Source organism: Deltaproteobacteria bacterium (assembly GCA_015233135.1).
Lineage (GTDB): Bacteria > UBA10199 > UBA10199 > JADFYH01 > JADFYH01 > JADFYH01.
This window is the reverse complement of record JADFYH010000040.1, coordinates 1-19,632: the sequence shown is the minus strand read 5'-3', so window position 1 is coordinate 19,632 and position 19,632 is coordinate 1. Positions and strand designations below refer to the sequence as shown.

19 protein-coding genes are annotated in these 19,632 nt (G+C 39.1%); 12 read left to right on the top strand and 7 right to left on the bottom strand.

Going from position 1 to position 19,632, the window contains the following annotated elements:
* Positions 1-227: 227 nt before the first annotated feature.
* The gene (locus tag HQM15_10985) at positions 228-830 is read left to right on the top strand and encodes a hypothetical protein (GenBank protein ID MBF0493285.1); all 603 of its coding nucleotides are present in this window, start codon (positions 228-230) and stop codon (positions 828-830) included.
* On the opposite strand, the gene mltG is transcribed toward HQM15_10985, so the two are convergent.
* From mltG to dnaA, 7 genes are all read right to left on the bottom strand, one after another.
* The gene (gene mltG, locus HQM15_10980; GenBank protein MBF0493284.1) at positions 820-1,818 is read right to left on the bottom strand and encodes an endolytic transglycosylase MltG; all 999 of its coding nucleotides are present in this window, start codon (positions 1,816-1,818) and stop codon (positions 820-822) included. The two genes, HQM15_10985 and mltG, sit on opposite strands and share 11 nt — an antisense overlap.
* A 42-nt stretch (positions 1,819-1,860) precedes the next feature.
* Positions 1,861-2,298 carry a Holliday junction resolvase RuvX gene (gene ruvX, locus HQM15_10975; GenBank protein ID MBF0493283.1) on the bottom strand — a complete coding sequence of 146 codons (438 nt, stop codon included), beginning with the start codon at positions 2,296-2,298 and terminating at the stop codon, positions 1,861-1,863.
* 84 nt (positions 2,299-2,382) lie between these two features.
* Complete coding sequence (locus HQM15_10970; GenBank protein MBF0493282.1) at positions 2,383-2,862, bottom strand: DcrB-related protein; 480 nt, start codon at positions 2,860-2,862, stop codon at positions 2,383-2,385.
* A 120-nt stretch (positions 2,863-2,982) separates the two neighbouring features.
* A complete protein-coding gene (gene gyrB, locus HQM15_10965) occupies positions 2,983-5,400 on the bottom strand; it encodes a DNA topoisomerase (ATP-hydrolyzing) subunit B (GenBank protein ID MBF0493281.1) in 2,418 nt (805 codons plus the stop codon).
* Positions 5,393-6,526 (bottom strand): DNA replication and repair protein RecF, encoded by a 1,134-nt coding sequence (gene recF / locus HQM15_10960; GenBank protein ID MBF0493280.1) that lies wholly within the window; start codon positions 6,524-6,526, stop codon positions 5,393-5,395. Before recF ends, gyrB begins: the two co-directional genes overlap by 8 nt.
* 12 nt (positions 6,527-6,538) lie before the next feature.
* A complete protein-coding gene (gene dnaN / locus HQM15_10955; protein ID MBF0493279.1) occupies positions 6,539-7,648 on the bottom strand; it encodes a DNA polymerase III subunit beta in 1,110 nt (369 codons plus the stop codon).
* A gap of 305 nt (positions 7,649-7,953) precedes the next feature.
* Positions 7,954-9,285 carry a chromosomal replication initiator protein DnaA gene (gene dnaA, locus HQM15_10950; GenBank protein ID MBF0493278.1) on the bottom strand — a complete coding sequence of 444 codons (1,332 nt, stop codon included), beginning with the start codon at positions 9,283-9,285 and terminating at the stop codon, positions 7,954-7,956.
* A gap of 440 nt (positions 9,286-9,725) precedes the next feature.
* Here dnaA and rpmH point away from each other — a divergent pair, with 440 nt between their 5' ends.
* The 11 genes from rpmH (at position 9,726) to HQM15_10895 (ending at position 19,498) form a co-directional block, all read left to right on the top strand.
* Positions 9,726-9,875, top strand: coding sequence for a 50S ribosomal protein L34 (gene rpmH, locus HQM15_10945; protein MBF0493277.1), 150 nt, complete (start codon positions 9,726-9,728; stop codon positions 9,873-9,875).
* 61 nt (positions 9,876-9,936) lie between these two features.
* Positions 9,937-10,233 carry a ribonuclease P protein component gene (gene rnpA, locus HQM15_10940; protein MBF0493276.1) on the top strand — a complete coding sequence of 99 codons (297 nt, stop codon included), beginning with the start codon at positions 9,937-9,939 and terminating at the stop codon, positions 10,231-10,233.
* 2 nt (positions 10,234-10,235) lie between these two features.
* Complete coding sequence (gene yidD / locus HQM15_10935; GenBank protein ID MBF0493275.1) at positions 10,236-10,445, top strand: membrane protein insertion efficiency factor YidD; 210 nt, start codon at positions 10,236-10,238, stop codon at positions 10,443-10,445.
* Between the two features lie 28 nt (positions 10,446-10,473).
* Positions 10,474-12,126, top strand: coding sequence for a membrane protein insertase YidC (yidC, locus tag HQM15_10930; GenBank protein MBF0493274.1), 1,653 nt, complete (start codon positions 10,474-10,476; stop codon positions 12,124-12,126).
* 45 nt (positions 12,127-12,171) lie between these two features.
* Positions 12,172-13,575, top strand: a complete 1,404-nt coding sequence (gene mnmE / locus HQM15_10925) for a tRNA uridine-5-carboxymethylaminomethyl(34) synthesis GTPase MnmE (GenBank protein ID MBF0493273.1) — start codon at positions 12,172-12,174, stop codon at positions 13,573-13,575.
* Positions 13,576-13,635: 60 nt separating this feature from the next.
* Entirely contained in the window at positions 13,636-15,540 is a 1,905-nt protein-coding gene (gene mnmG, locus HQM15_10920; GenBank protein ID MBF0493272.1) for a tRNA uridine-5-carboxymethylaminomethyl(34) synthesis enzyme MnmG, read from the top strand.
* Between the two features lie 4 nt (positions 15,541-15,544).
* Positions 15,545-16,192, top strand: coding sequence for a 16S rRNA (guanine(527)-N(7))-methyltransferase RsmG (gene rsmG / locus HQM15_10915; protein ID MBF0493271.1), 648 nt, complete (start codon positions 15,545-15,547; stop codon positions 16,190-16,192).
* An 89-nt stretch (positions 16,193-16,281) separates the two neighbouring features.
* Positions 16,282-17,097 carry a ParA family protein gene (locus tag HQM15_10910; protein MBF0493270.1) on the top strand — a complete coding sequence of 272 codons (816 nt, stop codon included), beginning with the start codon at positions 16,282-16,284 and terminating at the stop codon, positions 17,095-17,097.
* 8 nt (positions 17,098-17,105) lie between these two features.
* Positions 17,106-18,008, top strand: coding sequence for a ParB/RepB/Spo0J family partition protein (locus HQM15_10905; protein MBF0493269.1), 903 nt, complete (start codon positions 17,106-17,108; stop codon positions 18,006-18,008).
* A 32-nt stretch (positions 18,009-18,040) separates the two neighbouring features.
* A complete protein-coding gene (locus HQM15_10900; GenBank protein MBF0493268.1) occupies positions 18,041-18,451 on the top strand; it encodes a polymer-forming cytoskeletal protein in 411 nt (136 codons plus the stop codon).
* A gap of 30 nt (positions 18,452-18,481) precedes the next feature.
* Positions 18,482-19,498, top strand: a complete 1,017-nt coding sequence (locus HQM15_10895; protein MBF0493267.1) for a polyprenyl synthetase family protein — start codon at positions 18,482-18,484, stop codon at positions 19,496-19,498.
* Positions 19,499-19,632 lie beyond the last annotated feature (134 nt).

Genomic DNA, 19,632 nt, shown 5'->3' with positions numbered 1-19,632 from the left:
TCATAGGCGAGGCTCCTTTCTTGTCCTTTTCAAACCAAGAAATCCTCGCCTTCTTTTTATCTCTAAGCAAAATTAAACTTTCCTTACTTTTTGCTCTTTTTTACCCCCAGTAATTAAATGCATCCAGTAAGCTATTTTTACGCAACTATTTTTCTTACCTGTCGATACCTCTAGGGTAAAATGATGCCCAACAAATATCAAATGCAACACCTAGAAAGAGAGTTGTTATGACTAAAATTTCTCCCCTACTTCCTCATACGAACACAGGATTTTTTTTGGAGAAACCTCAAAGTTGCCCTTCCCCAGAAGAAGAATGTGGAACGATACCTGTGGATTCTTTCCAGGATCAGCGCAACGCCCAACTGCGGCATGCCCCTTTACCGATCACAGTTTCGGTAAATCCTTTGAATTTTTCCCCCTCACCCATTAACATCAATGACCGCTGCAATAGTCCCTTCGCTCAAGGTCAAAGCACTTTTACCATTCACAATACGGGCAATGGTGCTTTATCTCTAAGGTTACAGTCTATTTTGCATTTTGATTTGCCTAATTCTGGAATTCGCTCTGCAGTGGGGGCACCTTGTACGAGATTTCCCTGGGAAACATGGCCAGCCCCCCAAATGGCTGGCAGATCCGACATCCGTTTGGCTTTTTCACCTTCTAACCCTTTAATTCATCCTGGGGAAACCATCCGCATTCACGTGATCTATACTGCAATTGATGGAAGCAGTGTTGATCTTCCGACGGGTTTTAGGGGTAATATACAAATTCGAGCAAGCGGATCGGCTTCAGTTCTTACCTTGCCGGTGAGTGGAAGCTTTACTCGATAGACTTCTTCGGGCCTGATTTTTGAATTTGATAAAGTTGCACCGCCGCCTCATGCTCTTGAAGCGTCTTGGAGAACTGATGAGTGCCGTCGCCCTTACTGACAAAATATAAATATTCCGAGGCTGTAGGATTTAACACCGCTTCGATACTTTTCAGGCCTGGATTCGCAATGGGCGTGGGAGGAAGGCCCGGTCGAATGTAGGTATTGTATGGCCCATCGCGCAAGAGGTCTGCCTTGCGAATATTTCCGTCGTAGTTTGGAATTCCGTAAATGATGCTGGGATCCGTAGCCAGAGGCATGTTGATTTTGAGGCGATTAAAAAAGACGCCCGCGATGAGAGGACGCTCTTCGGTCTTTCCGGTCTCTTTTTCAACAATAGAGGCCAAGGTCAGCAACTGATAGGGAGTTAGCCCCACTTTCCCAGCCTCTTTTAACTTTGCCTCTGCCTGTTTTTTAAAATTCTTCACCAAAAGATTAATCAATGAATCTTCGGTAGTCGATTGGGTATATTCATAGGTATCGGGAAAGAGATAGCCCTCCAAGCTGCTTCCAGTCTCGCCTTGTTTAGCTGCTGCATCGGCCGCTAAGGTTTTCTGAAGAAAACTCTGCGGATTTGCCAAAGATTTTTCAGCCAAAAGTTTTGCGATATCTTTCAGACTATAACCCTCGGGAATCGTAAAACGTCGATGGAGGATATCACCCTTTAATAGCTTTTCGCTTGCTTGCTCTAATGTGGTACCTGCATCCAGTTGATACTCCCCGGCCTTCAAATTGCTGCCCACATTGCGATAGCGAAAGTAATAGTAAAGCAGTTTGTGAGAAGAACTCAGATTTTGTTTTTGAAATTCTTCCACCAAGGCCTTGAGACCCATTCCTTTTTTCACTTCCACGATGGCGGAATTGTTTAAAACTTGCTTGGGAAAACGAAGAAAATAAAATCCTAATCCAAGCAGAATGAAAAAAATTAAGATCAGAAAAAATTTTTTCATAACTCCTCCCGAATTTGTTCCCACAAATTCCCCATCTTAATCTTAAGAGGGGGAAAATCCGTTTATTGACAAATAATCTCTTAAAATGACGCAGGCAGCTTCTGCATCCAGCAAACCTTTATTTTTTTTGGTTTTGATCCCCGCCTGGCTCAATGTTTCCTCTGCTTCCCAACTGCTTAAGCGTTCGTCCCAATAATCCACAGGCAAAGGATGCCCTTTTTCATGTAAATATCGCTTTAACTGATTTGCAAAGGTCCTTGTTTTTTGAGTTTGGGGGCTTTCACTCCCATTCATACTTAAGGGAAGGCCTACAACTATTTTTTCAACCTGGTCACTCTCTAAGATTTCAAAAATACCTTCGAGGTCTTGAGAAAGTGATCGTCTTTGAAGAGTTTGTAAAGGCCACACGCCGATTCCTAAGCCATCGGTCTTGGCCATGCCTATTCTTTTATGTCCGACATCAAGGGCCAGGATTTTCATAGAGGGCAAAGCGCAAAAAAAATAGCCGTCCTCAGCTAAGCAAGATCGCTAAGAACGGCTATTAAAAAATGCAAATCCAAAAAATTAATTAAACTTAATCGACTGCACAAACTTTTGGAAAGGTCGCAAATAAAGTTCAAATTGTTCCCCCGGAAAACTCGCGGTGAGGTTAATGGCTACGCCATCTTTCAAAAGGGTGATCTGAACTTGTTGTACCTTTTGGCCGGGCTTGATATTTTTTAGGGCATCCGCTTCGTCCCCTAACATCTGTTTCATACCCGCTAAATCCCATTGGCAAACCATCTGCATGGCAGGAATACCACCCAGGGTAATTTGTTTCTCATCCACTATCTTGAAGCTTTGGACACCACGTGCTTTCACAGCTTCTTTGATTTTACCAAAATAAGTGGCAAGATCGACCTCTTCGTTCAATCTTTCTTTGGTTAAAATAATGTTCGGACGAACATTTTTATCGGTGGAAGGAATGGTTAAAGTAATCATTCCCTGATCTTGCCAGTTTTGTGGAATTTCCACTTCTAAATCGTTTAATGTCAGCTTTCCCATGGGGGAGACCTCCTTAACAAATTGTTTAAACCAAAATTGTCCTAAAATTGTAACACTCTTGCACCGAAGCACAAACAAAATCTTCAGACAAAAGCTACTATTTATAGACTTATCGACAGGCTAGATATCCAAGTTGCGTACATTTAATGCATTTTGTTCAATAAAATCTCGTCTAGGTTCGACTAGATCTCCCATTAAAATAGTAAAAATCTGGTCTGCTTCAATGGCATCGTCTACCCGAACTTGAAGCAGGGTGCGGGTTTCCGGGTTCATCGTGGTTTCCCAGAGCTGATTAGGATTCATTTCCCCCAACCCTTTGTAACGTTGGATATATTGACCTTCTTTCCCTTGATCCAGGATGTAGTCTCGAATGGCCTGGAGGCTATCCAACTCCAACTCTTTGCCATTATTACTGATCTTGAAGGGATCTTCCCCGAGTTCCCGAAAGGCTTGATAAAGATTGTTAAGCTCCAACACCTCTGGATTGATCAAATAGCTTACTTCTAGGCTGGTCTCCCTAGTTGCACCATTAAACAAGGTCTTATAAACTAATTTTTGGGCGGAATGTTCGGCATCTTCGCGCAACTCCAGTTGCAGGTCCTTCAGTTCGGGATGCTTTTTGACCAATAGTCGAGAGAGTCTTTCGGATTGCTGATCCAGGGCTTCTGCGTTTTTCAGGGTCGTCTCATCGATACTGCCCAATTCAATCCAGGCATCTACCACACGAGGATCCACCCTTTTTTGGATCTTATTCAGGATATTATGATAGCGAATGAGCTTTTTGGTAAGATCCACCAAGGCCTTTCCACTCACTTCTTTTCCTTTGAGCCTCATTTTTACATCCTGGGTACCCAAGTCGATCAAGTGGTCTTCCATGGCCGAATCGTCTTTCAGATAACGCTCGTTTTTTCCTTTCTTGATTTTGTAAAGAGGAGGCTGTGCAATATAGAGATATCCCCGCTCGACGATGGAAGGCATTTGACGGTAAAAGAAAGTCAGCAACAAGGTTCGAATATGGGCCCCATCCACATCGGCATCCGTCATGAGCACAATGCGATGGTAGCGTAATTTTTCAATATCAAAATCATTCTCCCCAATCCCAGTGCCTAAAGCGGTGATGAGTGTCCGAATCTCGTCCGAGGTGAGCATCTTATCGAAACGGGCCTTCTCCACGTTTAAAATCTTTCCCTTCAAGGGCAGGATGGCCTGGTTGCGGCGGTCACGACCTTGCTTGGCCGATCCTCCTGCCGAATCTCCTTCGACGATGTAGAGCTCGGCAAAGCGGGCATCGCGCTCCTGACAATCGGCCAGTTTTCCGGGAAGCGATCCTACTTCGAGAGCCGACTTGCGTCGCACCAAATTTCGTGCGTTGCGCGCAGCCACTCGTGCACGTGCTGCCTCTACCATTTTTGTGGCTATTTTTTTGGAGACGGAAGGATTTTCTTCCAAAAATTGTGAGAGTTTTTCGCTGACCAGCGATTTGACAATCCCTTCTACTTCACTATTGCCCAGTTTTCCCTTGGTTTGACCTTCAAATTGAGGTTCTGGAATCTTTACAGAAATAACGGCCATCAGGCCTTCGCGGATATCTTCACCCTCTAAATTATCTCCCTTCAAATCTTTTAAAAAATTCCCCTTGCTCAGATAGGCGTTAAAAGAACGGGTGAGGGCAGACTTGAATCCACTCACATGCGTACCCCCATCGTGCGTGTTGATATTGTTGGCAAAGGAAAAAATTTGTTCGCTATAACTATCGTTCCACTGCATGGCAATTTCAACGATCAGCAAATCTTTCTCTGCCGTAAAATAAACGGGTTTGGGATGCAGAGGCGTTTTTCGTTGATTGAGATATTCCACAAAACTGACAATACCACCTTCGTATTGAAACAAATGGGACTTGTCCGCACGCTCGTCTTTGATCTCAATTTTGATTCCCTTGTTTAAAAAAGCAAGTTCTCGGAGACGGTTGCTGAGAATATCAAAACTGTATTCAATCTGTTCAAAAATTTCCGGGTCGGGCTTAAACCAAATTTTTGTCCCCCGCTTATCGGTTTTCCCGGTTTGTTCCAGGGGTTTTTTGGGGATTCCACGTTCAAAGTGCTGATGAAACACCTTTCCATCTCGCTTGATCTCCATGTCCAAATCGATAGACAAGGCATTCACGCAAGAAACGCCCACACCGTGCAGCCCCCCTGAAACTTTATAGGCACTTTTTTCAAATTTACCTCCCGCGTGCAATTTTGTGAGCACCACCTCAGCAGCAGAGATCCCTTCTGTGGGATGTATATCGGTGGGAATTCCCCGGCCATTGTCTTCTACCGTGACAGAATTATCCAGATGGATGAGCACTGAAATGGTATCGCAATGTCCCGCCAAGGCTTCATCAATGGAATTGTCCACCACTTCATAAACCAGGTGGTGAAGTCCCGCAGGCCCTGTAGACCCAATATACATGGCGGGTCTTTTTCGAACAGCTTCCAATCCCTCCAAAACTTTAATAGAATTGGCATCGTATGTTTCTTCTTTTGCTTCACTCATTTTTGATACATCCTTTTTCTATTTTAAATAGAGATTTTGAAAATTTCTGTGTTTCTAAGCCATAGGGTTTAATCGAAGTGAGGAACACTTGGCAAGAATGTTCAAAGAGTTTTTCCATCATCAACTCGCTGCGTTTGCTATCTAATTCACTGAGGAGATCATCAAATAGAGCGACAGGTACCTTTCCAAATTGTCTTAGAATATCAATTTCTACCAGCTTTAGGGAAGCAACAGCCACCCGATGCTGGCCCTGAGAACCTTCTTCTTTCAGTAAAAAAGAATTTATTAAAAAAAACCAGTCATCCCGGTGTGGGCCCACCAGCACTTGTCCCCTCTCTAATTCTTCCCCCTCTCGCCGTTCCATCTCAATTAAAAGCAGATCTTGTATTTCTTCTGCCTTGGCTTCCATTAATCCTTCAAAATAGGGTCTGTATTCAATCTGGGCCTTCCAACTTTCTCCTGAAAGATCGAAAAATGCATCTTGAAGTTTTTCGTCCAACAATCCAGTAAAGCATTGTCGGAGGGAGTAAAGTCTTGCTCCGAAATAAGAAAGTTGTTCGTTCCAGCTCTGCAGTTCTTCTCGATCGGAAAAATTATTTTTTTCTCTCAACCTTTCGAGAAGCAGATTTTTTTGGCGATGTATCTTTGAATATCTTTCTTGTACCTCAGTAAATTCCGCAGAAAGTAGAGAAAAAAAGCGGTCAAAATAATCCCTTCTCTCGGAGGGGGAAATACGAAAAAGTCTAACGGAGTCGGGAGTAAAATAAACGATGGGCAGTATTTGTCTCAATTTTGAAAAAGGCCGTGGCGTTTTTCCATTAAGCTGAACTTGTTTTCCAGAAGGAGAAACTTGGATAGAGATCTGGTGCTCCAATCCATCCTGATCGATGAGAGCGGATAAAAAAAAATTTTGCCGCTGATGTGCAATTAAATTCTTATAATCGCTACTTCTAAAAGACTTAAGCTCACTTAAGAAAAACAACGCCTCAAGAATAGAGGTTTTTCCCTGAGCATTTTCTCCATGAAAAAAATTAAAATCCTCTTTTGGTTCAAAAATTTTAGTTTCCAGATTTCGGAAATTTTCAAAGGTAATTTGCTTAATTTTACAGAAATTATTTTCATTCACAAAGTTAACAACTTAGATTCTCATTGGCATGATGACACTAAAAAAAGTGGGATCTTTTGTAGAGCGTATTACGCAAGGCCCTACATGGCCATTGATTTCCAAAATAAAATTTTCCTCCTCTATTACCCCTAATACATCCAGAAAATATCTTGAATTAAATCCTACCTGAAGATTTTCCCCCTTATACCCTATAGAAATTTCTTCTTTCGCCTCTCCTAAATCAAGATTGGAGGAAGAGAGTTCCAAACTTCCACTACTGAAGCTAAATTTTACCCCTCGCGTCCTGTCTCCCACCAACAAAGAAACTCTTTTTAAGGCTCCAATCATCTCGTTTCGTGATAGAATGATGTGTTTGTCCTGTCTCTTTGGAATTACCTTCTGATATTCTGGAAATTCTCCATCTATCAATCGCGCAATAAGAGTGATGGCTCCCTTTTGTGCAAAGAGATTCCGACCATCGATTGAAATTTTAACCCCTTCTTCCACATCTCCGTATAAAGTTAATTTTCTCAATTCTGAGACCGCTTTTTTAGGTATTATGACTCCTTTCTCAATACCAAATCCTTGTCCTAATTCCCTTTCCACATAAGAAAGGCGATGACCATCTGTGGCCACTAATCTAATATTATTAGCTTCTGCCTTCTCTAAAAAAACACCATGTAAATTATAACGACTTTCATCACTTGAAATAGAAAAGAATGTCTTATCTATCATTTCACGAAGTCCTCTTGCTTCGATTAGTGATGATTTATTTTCATCAAACTGGGGAAGTTGTGGAAATTCTTCTACAGACAATCCAATTATTTTAAATTGAGATTTTCCTGCAATTACCTGAATACGGTTTTGTTCTTTCCTTTGAATTATAATTTCTTGATCTGGAAGCTCCCTTACAATGTCGAATAAATTTTTTGCTTGAATACAGATTTTTCCTTCTTCTTGCGTCTCTACATTCACCGTGACATGAACCGCTACTTCCAGATCAGTTGCCAAAATAGAAAGCTTATTTTTCGTAATATGAAAAAGTGCATTGGAAAGAATTGGCATTGTAGTTTTTCTTTCTACAATGGATTGAGTCCAGGAAAGAGCTTGGAGGAAAGGTTCTTTTTTTATTTTAAATTCCATTTTCTATTCCTTTAATGAATATATAGATATAAATATAGTATTTAGTAATAGACGCTGTGGATCTGTGATTATCAATGTAACTTGCCAATAAGTATGAATTAAAAAAAATATTTACTTGAGGATAGAATTTTTTAATTTTTTATAAAGAAGCGCAAAAAATATCATGAACAAGTTACCCACAAGGAAACCCACGCTTTGTAAACAAATTCCTGTGGATATATTTTAATTTTATTTTTAATAGACTTCTATCCTCAATTTCTCCACAAGCTGTTGTGAATGGAAAATTAATAACCGCTTAACCTTCTCTAATTTAAGAGAGTTTTTTCGATACCGTCCATCTCTTTTTTAAAAGTTGCATCGTCGGAAATTTTCTTTTCCATTTTTTGTACCGCATGAACAACGGTAGAATGGTCCTTCCCCCCAAATTTTAATCCCAACTCAGGATAAGATGCCTTAATATGTTTTCTACAAAGATACATTGCGACCTGGCGCGGTTCCGTCAAAGTTTTCAGTCGCCTGGATGATTTTAATTCTGAAATTTTTATATTGTAATGATCCGCAACCAATTTTTGTACGGCCTCTATGCTGAGATGTTTATTGGTATCGGGGAGTAACTTTTTTAAAACTTCTTTTGCCATCTCAATTCCTATGGGAGAACTGGAGAGGGAAGCAAAAGCACTTACTCGGATAAGAGAACCTTCTAATTCGCGCACATTGGAGCGAATATTGGTGGCTAGGAACATGGCGACATCATCGGGAAGTAAAATTCCATCGTGCTCTGCTTTTTTCTTTAAAATAGCAACCCTAGTCTCAACATCTGGAGCTTGTATGTCGGCAATCAAACCCCATTCAAAACGAGAGCGAAGCCGCTCTTCTAACTGGAGAATATCCTTTGGAAAACTATCACTGGTAAGCACAATTTGCTTTCTGGATTCATACAGAAAATTGAAGGTATGGAAGAACTCCTCTTGAGTTCTTTCTTTTCCAGCAATAAATTGGACGTCATCCACTAGAAAAACATCACAGGAATCGCGATATTTTTTTCGGAACTCAAACATTTTTTCATAGCGAATAGAATTAATAAGTTCATTTGTAAATCGTTCACCCGAAATGTAGATGATTCTAAGATGAGGATTTTTTTTCAAAATAGCGTAACCTAATGCGTTGAGTAGATGGGTTTTTCCTAAACCAACACCCCCATAGATAAAAAGTGGATTGTAAGTTTTAGCAGGGGCCTCACCTACAGCCATGGCGGCTGCATGGGCAAATTGGTTCGAAGAACCCACAACAAAAGTTTCAAAAGTATACTTTGAGCTAAACAGTTCTGAATTTCTTGAATAATTTTCGTTTGGCTTTTCTGATTTTATAGGAGCTACTTCGGGAATCAAGCCCGCTTCCTCGGAACTAACTTCAAAAACTATTTCTTGTTCGGAGCCTCTAATTTTAAAAAGTTCGTACTTGATCAGGTGGAGATAATTTTCACTGATCCAATCCCGAATAAATTTATTAGGGACAGAAATTTTAAGGAGACCCGGCCTAGGAGAGCTAAAAGTAGCAGGCTTAATCCAATTATTAAAATTCAATTCGCTTATTTTTGTTTTTAGTGATTCTATTACCTTGGCGATGGCTTCGTTCACGGAGTACCTCAACCCAACAAGACAAAATCAAGAAGGACCGAATAAACATGTTATTCACAGCTGTGAACTAAATAAAATGTCCAATAATTACAGTAGGTTAGCCTAAGTTGAAGGGGGAATTTAGGAACCTTATCCACAATCTAAAAAACTAAGGAAATTAGTACGTTATATCTTTTGCTCATTCTCCAAAAACAGGAAAGACCTCTGCGCACCAACAACACTCCACACACACGAAAGTCTATTTTTGACCTACTCTCTCGGAAAATTGAGCTACGTTTTTTTATCAACCTCTTTTTTTTTTGCAAGAGATTTCTCTTAATATTGTTGCACGATATAAAAACTGTAATCTTTTCAAGGTTGACAAAGAAGCATAAAAAATGTCTTTTGCCCCGCCTGCGATTTACAAAATGTAATCGGTTATTTTTGATGGAGAATTTGTTATGAAAAGAACTTTTCAACCAAGTAATACGAAAGCCAAGCGCAAACACGGGTTTCGTGCGAGGATGGCAACTAAATCAGGTCAAAGTGTTTTAAAAAGTAGGCGAGCAAAAGGAAGAAAACGCTTGGCCATTGAAACCTATTCTAAATAGATTCACTTTTCCTTGAGTTGTAAATGCGGATGAAGCCTTTTAGCTTTCCCAAAAAAAAAAAATTAACTCTCAAAAAAGTTATGATTTAATTTTTCGACAAAGAAAGTGGAAAAAATCAGCTTCTTTTTGGTTGAGTTCTATTCGAATTGAGAAGAGTCTTTCCCGTTTGGGAATCTCAATTTCTAGAAAGATTGGTCCTGCCCACGAAAGAAATAGAATTAAAAGAATTATCCGAGAGGTTTTTAGGCGGCAACAATTTAATATGAATTTAGATTTTCTTGTCTGGGTTAAAATGGGGGCTGCAACGAAACGAAATTCCATTATTTTTGAAGAGTTAGCTCAATTATTTAAGGGTTAATAGTGATTAGACTTCTTACTTTGATTATCCAATTTTATCAAAAAGTTTTGTCCCCTTTAAAACCTAAGCTTTGCCGTTTTTATCCGACGTGTTCGGAGTATGCGATTCAAAGTTTTCAAAATAAAGGTCTCTTCAAGGGAGGCTACTTAGCATTTAAACGAATCTGCCGATGTCATCCTTTTCATCCGGGTGGTTGTGATCCTTTGACATAGGCTTTAAGGATAAGGATGTCGATACTTTATGGATAAGAGATCTCTACTTGCAGTTACTTTATCGTCTTTGGTAATTTTAGTCTATTACACTTATTTTTTTAAACTTCCCGAAGCCTCCGCCCCCCTTCCCTCGGCCACTATCAGTAGTGAGAGCAAGCCTTCTGTGGATACTACGACTTCAGGTGTTTCCAATACGTCAATATCCTTTTCTAACTCTAATAATTCTAAAGATTCTTTTTTGATAGATCCGGACTACAAAAATCAAACAACTTTATTGCAAAATGGTCTTGTAGAGGCCGACTTTGAAAGCCTGGGAGGAAAATTTAAATCCTTCATTTTGAAAAAATTTCACCAATCTCCAGAAAAAAATTCGCCTTTGGTCAATCTTTTTTCGGATAAATTAGAGAACCTGCAATTAATTTTTCGGGAATCCAACTTTTCTCTACCCACTAATATTCCCTTCCAGTTGCTGGAGTCTTCCCCTACTCAGCTTGTTTATGAATGGAAAGGCCCTGATTTTATCCTGCAAAAAACAATAGAACTTGAAAAAGAGAACTATGTTGCACACATTCGTTTTTCCCTTCAAAATTTAAGCACTCAAACCTTAAGAGGTTCTCCAACGCTCCGCTTGGATACCTTGCAAAATGAAGTACATAAAGATTCTTTTACCTTTTTAAAAGGGCCCGGAAATCTGAAATTTCCAATACAATACAAAGACAAGGTAACGGCTCGTTATAGAGATCTTACAAAATTAGGGTCCGAAAAATCTGAAAAGGGAGATTTTCAATGGGTAGGTATTGAAGAGCGATATTATCTTTGGGCTATTATTGCTCGATCGCTATCAAGCGAAAATCAAATCCGTTATGGAATTTCCTCCAATCTACTTTTTACTGAGCTTTCTTATCCTACGGAAGTGATTGTTCCGGATGCGAAGATTGAAAAAGCTTTTAGTGTTTACTTAGGGCCTAAGGATGTTGAGCTTTTAAAATCGTTGAATGTGGATCTGGAAGAAGCCGTCGATTATGGATGGTTCGGCATTGTCGCCAAACCTATTTTATGGCTACTTAAATTTTTCCATTCTTGGGTCGGAAACTGGGGCTTAGCAATTATTGTACTTACCATTTTTATTAAGCTTCTTTTACACCCCATTAATAAAAAAAGTTTAGAGTCAATGAAGGGTTTACAGAAGATCCAGCCTAAGTTGAAGGCGCTTCAGGAAAAATTTGCTAACGATAAGGAACGTCTCAATACCGAAATGATGAATCTCTTTAAAACTCATAAGGTAAATCCTATGGGGGGCTGCTTGCCGATGCTGTTACAAATGCCTATCTATATTGCCCTTTATAAAGTTCTTTACAACGCCATAGAGCTCTATCACGCACCTTTTTTTGCTTTCTATAAAGATTTATCTGCCCCGGATCCTTATTTTGTTTCTCCCATTTTGCTGGGAATCTTTATGATGCTCCAGCAAAGGCTCACGCCATCACCCTCACAAGATCCCAATCAGGCTAAACTGATGATGATTATGCCGTTGATGTTTTCCGTTTTCATGCTTTTCTTGCCAGCTGGGCTTGTTATTTATATTTTTATCAATACGTCGGTGACTGTAGCACAACAATATCTGCACCAAAAAGATATGAGTATGATGGATATTATTCAGCGTTTTCGCAAAGAATCCTAAACTTTCAGTATTGTTCTAATTCTAAATATTTGCTACGTTCGCGTCATGAGCGCGTCAATTTTATTAAAAGATACTATAGCAGCATTGGCAACTCCTATCGGAGAAGCAGGGATTGCAGTGGTTCGAGTAAGTGGTCCTCTTGCGTCAAAAATTCTCTTTACTCTTTTTAAAACAGTGCTCAAATCCGATGAATGGCAATCCCATCGGCTTTATTATGGGGAGCTTTTTGATTCTTCCAATAAAATCTTGGATTATGCCATGGCAGTATGGATGAAAGGCCCGTGTTCCTTTACAGGAGAAGATGTGGTAGAGTTCCACATTCATGGTGGCCAATATATCGCGTTGAAAACTTTGGAGGCTATTTTTACTGAAGGGGCTAGAAGTGCCAAGCCTGGTGAGTTTAGTGAGAGGGCTTTTTTAAACGGAAAAATCGACTTAACCCAGGCCGAATCGATTGCGGATATGATTTCGGCAAACTCTGAACTCTCTCTTCGTCTTGCCCAACGACAGTGGCAAGGTGCTTTTTCGAAACCCGTTGCCGTGCTTCGAGAACTTCTTTTGGAATGTCTGGTTCGTCTTGAGACAGCAGTTGATTTTCCAGAAGATGATTTGGATTTCTTGGATAGGCCTAAACTTAAAAAGATCTTTTGGGAAGCCCTTCAACAAATCACTTGTTGGATTGTGGATTATGAAAAGGGGAAAATTTTGCGCGAAGGATTAAGGGTCGTGTTATTGGGTAAACCCAATGTTGGAAAAAGCTCGCTTTTGAATCAATTGGTTCAAGAAGATGCGGCTATTGTTCATTCGCAGGCTGGAACCACTCGAGATCCAATTCATAAAAACATTGTATTAGCGGGGCTTACTATTCAATTGATAGATACTGCGGGATTGCGGAATAGTGCAGGCGAAATTGAAAAAATTGGAATTGAAAGAAGTTTGGCATGGTTTGAAAAGGCGGATCTTGTTTTAGCTATGTTTGATCTTTCTAGTCCTTTAGATAATGACGATCTGAAACTTTTGTCCTTGCTAGGTTCTAAGCCCGTTTTGTTAATTTACAATAAAAAGGATTTAAGGCCCCAATGGGATCCTCACTTATTATATGAACATTTTAACTTAAAAAGACCTGTTCAAATAAAAAGCCTTTTAATTTCCGCAAAAAATGCAGAAGGCATTAGGGAATTAGAAAAAATTATCCCGGAACTTTTTGGGCTTTCTGATTTTAAGAGAAAAGAACAATTTTTTATTAATCAAATTCGTCATTGCGAGGCCTTAAATAAAGCAAAGGTTTCCTTAGAGATGGCTTCTAGAGCGCTTGACTCGGCCGCTTCTCCAGAGTTAATCGCCAGCGATGTTTTAATGGCAATACAGTATCTAGGTGAAATTATTGGAAAAATAAATACTGAGGACATTTTAGATTCGATATTTAGTAAATTTTGTATCGGAAAATAATAATTAGTATTAATTAATTATAATTATTAATATTTAATTGTTTCACGTGAAACATAAAACATGATTATTTCAGATGAAAAATACGATGTCATAGTAGTGGGAGGAGGTCATGCTGGATGTGAGGCCGCGCTAGCAACTGCGCGTTGTGGGTTTGAAACTTTGTTGCTTAGCTCAAATATAGATAATATTGGCCAGATGAGTTGCAATCCTGCTATTGGTGGAGTTGGAAAAGGTCAATTGGTGAAAGAGATAGATGCTCTCGGTGGTGAAATGGGAAAAACAATTGATGCGACAGGGATTCAATTTCGTCGACTCAATACAAAAAAAGGTCCTGCTGTCCAGTCTAGTAGAGCTCAGGCAGATAAGCTTTTATATAAAACAAAAATAAGAAAGGTGTTAGAAGCTTGTCCTCGTTTACACATCAAGCAAGCCTTCGTGGATGAACTGTTTGTGAAGGAATCGGACGTAAAGGGTGTGATTTCTAATTTCCGTGTTTTTTATGAGTCTAAAATTGTGATTCTTGCTACAGGTACTTTTATGAATGGCCTCATACATTGTGGGGATAAAAAAATGAGTGGAGGAAGAGCTGGAGATGCTTCTTCTTTGAGTCTTTCTAAAAATTTAATAGAACTGGGGTTTGAACTCTCCAGGATGAAGACTGGAACCCCACCACGAATAGATTCCAGGAGTATACGATTTGAGGACTTAGAGCTACAGTATGGGGACAATCCTCCGAAACGTTTTTCATTTTCAAAAACAAAAATAGAGCAACCGCAAATTCCTTGTTTTATCACTTATACAAATGATCGAACACACGATATAATACGTTCCGAAATACATCGTGCGCCAATGTACAATGGAAGTATTCAAAGTGTTGGGCCTCGTTATTGTCCATCTATAGAAGACAAGGTGATGAGATTTCCAGAGAAAAATAGGCATCAGATTTTTTTAGAGCCAGAAGGTTTGAATACATTTGAAGTTTATGTAAATGGAATATCGACTAGTTTGCCTATTGATGTCCAGCTAAAGTTTTTAAAGACAATTGCTGGTTTAGAAAAAGCAGAGATGGTAAGGCCTGGCTATGCAGTTGAATATGATTATTTTCCAACTACACAGCTTTATGCCTCTCTTGAGACAAAGAAAATTAAAAATTTATTTTTGGCGGGTCAGATAAATGGAACGTCAGGTTATGAAGAGGCAGCAGCTCAAGGAATTATGGCTGGATTGAATGCTGTTCAACGATTGAGAAATGAGGCTTCTCTTATTCTAGGAAGATCACAAGCATATCTTGGTGTGATGATTGATGACTTAGTTACAAAAGAAGTTTCAGAGCCTTATAGAATGTTTACTTCTCGAGCGGAGCATCGCCTGATTTTAAGGGAAGATAATGCTGATTTAAGATTGATGGAAATTGGACGAAAAATAGGCCTAGTCAATGATGAGGATTGGGGTTGCTACTTAAAAAAAATAAATGAGCTGTCCATGCTTCAAGAATGGGTAAAAAAGACTAGGATTGTTCCTAATGAGAAAAATAATGAATATTTGAAAATGAAGGGGTATCCTGAAATTGGCCGTAACATAAGCATAGAAGAGTTTTTAAAGAGGCCAGAAATTAATTTTTTGGAGTTGATTTCGTTGGATGTTTCTATGAATAAATATCTATCATCGTTCTCCGAAGAAATCTTGAATCAGGTAGAAATTGCAATTAAATACGAGGGCTATATTTCTAGACAAGAAGATATGATACGGCGTTTTAGCGCATTAGATCATTATCCGATCCCTTTAGATCTAGACTTTAAAAGCTTTTTAGGATTATCTCGAGAAGTGGTCGAAAAGCTAGAAAAGATTAGACCTCTTTCCTTAGGACAGGCTTCCAGAATTTCAGGTGTTACCCCAGCTGCTATTTCAATTCTGATGCTTCATCTTAAAAAAAGATCCCATATAAAAACTCTCCAAAAGGACTAGGCTGATGGAATATGAAAAGTTCTCTGAGGTCTTAGTTCGGGGAATGCTTGCTCTTAGGCTTCCCGTTTTACCCCAGGAAATACTTCAAAAAATTTATAAGTTCCATTTATTTTTTTTAAAATGGAATAAAGTTATTAATCTTTCCGCACACCGGGAAGAAAAAGAATCTTTAGAAAAAAATATACTAGATTCATTAATGTTGAATCGATTTATGGGTTTTAATGTAAATGTTTTAGATTTTGGCTCAGGAGGTGGTTGTCCTGGCCTCCTGTTAAAAGTCTGTAATCCGCATTTAAATTTATCTTTAGTAGAATCAGATAGAAAAAAAGCTGCTTTTTTAACGCACGTGATTCTACATCTTGGATTAAAAAATATTCAAGTTTTAACTCTGAGAATCAATTCAGGTAATATACTGAATATAGGTTTAAATGTTCAAGCTGTTGTTTCACGTGCAACAATGGATTTTGAGGAGTTGGCAGGATTGTTTTTGAATTTATTGAAAAAAGGGCAAAGAATTACTGCCATGGTTTCTCCTCGTCTTAGCGAAAAATCACTAAGGATTTCCAAAAAATACAGCATTGAATTTATTTATGCGTATGACCTTCCATTTTCTAAGAGTCCAAGAAAAATAATTTCTATAGTTAAATTGTAGAGTTAAAAAATTTATATTTTAAATTATTGCAAAAATTATTTAGCTTATCTACTGGTAAACAATCTCTATAACCGTTTTCTGAGGTTTGTGTGACACAAATATTTTCAATATCTAATCAAAAGGGTGGAGTTGGTAAAACCACTACAGCAGTAAATTTGTCTGCATCCTTAGCTGCGGCAGAATATTCCACACTTTTAGTTGATTTGGATCCTCAAGGAAATTCTTGCAGTGGTTTAGGTATTCAAAAAAATCAATTCACTAAAAGTGTCTATCATGTGTTGATAGATCAGGCGCAGTTTAGTGACATTATATTGCCTACTGATCTTGATTTTTTATGGATTGCCCCATCTAATTCGGATTTGGTTGCAGCAGATATTGAATTGGTGAGTAAATTTTCTAGAGAGTACAAGCTTAAGACAGCTTTAAAATTAGTAAAAGAAAAATATGATTTTGTTATCATCGATTGTCCACCTTCGCTCAATCTTCTTACCGTGAATGCCTTAAGTGCTGCAGATAGTGTAATAGTTCCAGTTCAATGCGAATATTATGCATTGGAGGGTCTAAGTGATTTGTTAAAAACTATTAACTTAATTCGAGATCATTTAAATCCAAGCCTAGAAATCGAGGGTATTCTATTAACCATGTTTGATGCTCGTAATAATTTGGCTCATCAGGTGTCTCAAGAAATCCGTAAATATTTTCCAGAAAAGATATTTAAAAGTGTAGTGCCACGAAATGTAAAGCTGGGTGAAAGTCCATCACATGGGAAGCCTATTTTGCTCTATGATATTCGCTCTAAGGGGGCCTTGGCTTATTTAGATTTAGCCCAAGAAATTATTCTTCGTTATCAAAAAATAAATGTTAATAATGAAATTATTAATGAACATAGTGTGTTGGCAAGCTAGGAGGGCTTATGCTTCAGCAAAAAGCATTGGGACGCGGGTTGGCTTCTTTAATTCCGTCCTCTTTGGAATCTAGTAACATCCCGAATTCTATTTTATCTTCCCGCTCAGATTTTAACAAATATTTTGAATGTGCGGTTGACAAAATAGTTCCTAATAGGGATCAGCCTAGGAAGCTTTTTAACAAGGAGACGTTAGAGGAGTTGTCCCAATCTATTCAGGAAAAAGGGGTTTTACAACCGCTGATAGTACGTCGTTTGGAAAATGGTCAATTTGAACTGGTTGCTGGAGAAAGACGTTTTCGAGCTTCAAAATTGGTGGGTCTTAGCACAGTACCAGTTGTCGTCATAGATCGTGAAGTAAGTGAGAGTTTAGAGCTTGCTCTCATTGAGAATATACAACGGCAGGATTTAAACCCAATTGAAGAGGCGTTGGCTTTTAAACAACTTATGGACCGCTATCACTATACGCAAGAAATATGTGCAAAAAAAGTTGGAAAGGAACGATCTAGCGTTGCGAATTCGATACGATTATTAGGACTTCCAGAGGAAATTCGGGGGATGATTATAGAAAGTAAGCTTTCCATGGGGCATGCAAGATCTTTGTTGGCTATCGAGGATATTGAAGTGCAGCTTCGAATTGCCAGAAAAATTTCTGAACAAGGCATGTCAGTCAGAGAAGTGGAAGAGTGGGTTCGTAAGCTTAAAGAGGGAATAAAACTCGAAGAAGGCGTCGTTATAAAACGGAAGGATCCTCAGTTCAATTTCATTGAAACAGAGGTTGCAAAGGTCTTTGGAACAAAGGTTAAAATTAAAACACAAGGGAAGAAAGGTAAAATCATTGTCGATTATTATAATGTGGAAGACTTAGATCGGATTTTTAATCTTATATTGGGGCTGAATAAAAATATTTAATAATTTCAACAACTTATAATCTGGAGGTTTTTATGTTTGGAGATAAAGATAGAGCGCTGAGGGTTATTGATCAGTCTCCAGCAACTCTGCTTGATCGTGGGTGCCAGTTTGAAGGAAAACTCACATTTGAGGGAAGCGTGCAAATTAACGGAAAATTTCGTGGAGAAATTTTTTCGGAAGGGACTCTCATTATTGGAGATTCTGCAGAAATAGAAGGCAAAATTGAAATTGATACGGTTCTTATAAGTGGGAGTTTTGTAGGAAGTATTGTTGCAAAAAGAAAGATCGAAATACATCCCCCTGCGACTGTGCACGGAGATATTATCACTCCTGCTCTTGTTGTGCAGGAGGGCGCTGTTTATGAAGGCAATTGCAGCATGGGGAAACATGGGGCCTTTTTCATAGAAAATAACGCTTCGGTGTATGAAATTAATCCCAAATAAATTTTCCTTAGATGATTTTTAAAAATTATTTTGACTTTCGTTTTTACGACAGGTTACTCCGGCTTTCTCATGACTGAAATTAGTGTTGAATCGATTTGTGAGTGTATCCAAGAAGACCTTGAAAAGGTGGAGAAAAGCCTCCAGCTCATTTTGCAATCTCCTGTGGAGCTTGTGACTCAGGTTGCGTCCCATATTGTTAACTCAGGTGGAAAAAGATTAAGACCTATTCTCTGTTTACTCGCAGCCCGTGCCTTTGGTTTTGTTTCCGCTTCTTGTGTCCGTTTTGCCTGTGTTTGTGAATTCATTCACACGGCTACTCTGCTTCATGACGATGTGATTGACAATGCAACGTTAAGACGCGGTAAAGAATCCTCCAATTTGTTGTGGGGAAATAAAGCCAGTGTCTTGGTGGGGGATTATCTGTATTGCAAGGCCTCAGTCCTCATTGCAGAAGAAGGTGATTTTCGTGTTCTAGATATTATTGCGAAAACTACTGAGACCACGACCGAAGGAGAAGTTTTAGAAATAATAAAATCCAATGATCTTGATTTAAAAGAAGAGGATTATTTAGAAGTGGTTCGCTGCAAAACGGCTTGTCTCATTGCTGCCTCTTGCGAAATTGGAGCTCACTTGGGGGGCGGCTCTCGAGAGGATCAGGAACGACTTCGTTTGTATGGTTTAAATATTGGTTATGCCTTTCAGCTCGCAGATGACGCCTTGGATTATATTTCTTCTAATGACGATTTGGGGAAATTGGTGGGTACCGATTTAAAAGAAGGAAAGGTTACTTTACCCCTGATTCATACTCTAAGACATTGCTCCAAAGAGGAAAAAAAAGTCATTGTGGACTGTTTAGAAACTCATTCAGATCAGGCTCTTGCTCAAGTTTTAAAAATAATTGATAAATATCAAGGGATTGAATACACCCGTCAGCAAGCCCAACTTTTTATCGAACGCGCTTTAGAGCAAATCAGCCCTCTTGAAAATCATAGCGCCAAGAGATCCCTTCAAAATTTAGCGCAATATATTATTGATCGACGAAATTAGAATATCCTGTCAGCGCGCATGACAGGGAGCCTGGAGTTCGCATGATAGGGCCCCACCTGTACGCATGATAGGGACCCGGTGGTTCGCAAGGATAGGGACCCACTTTTTCCTCTAAAAAATAGCGACGGATCTTC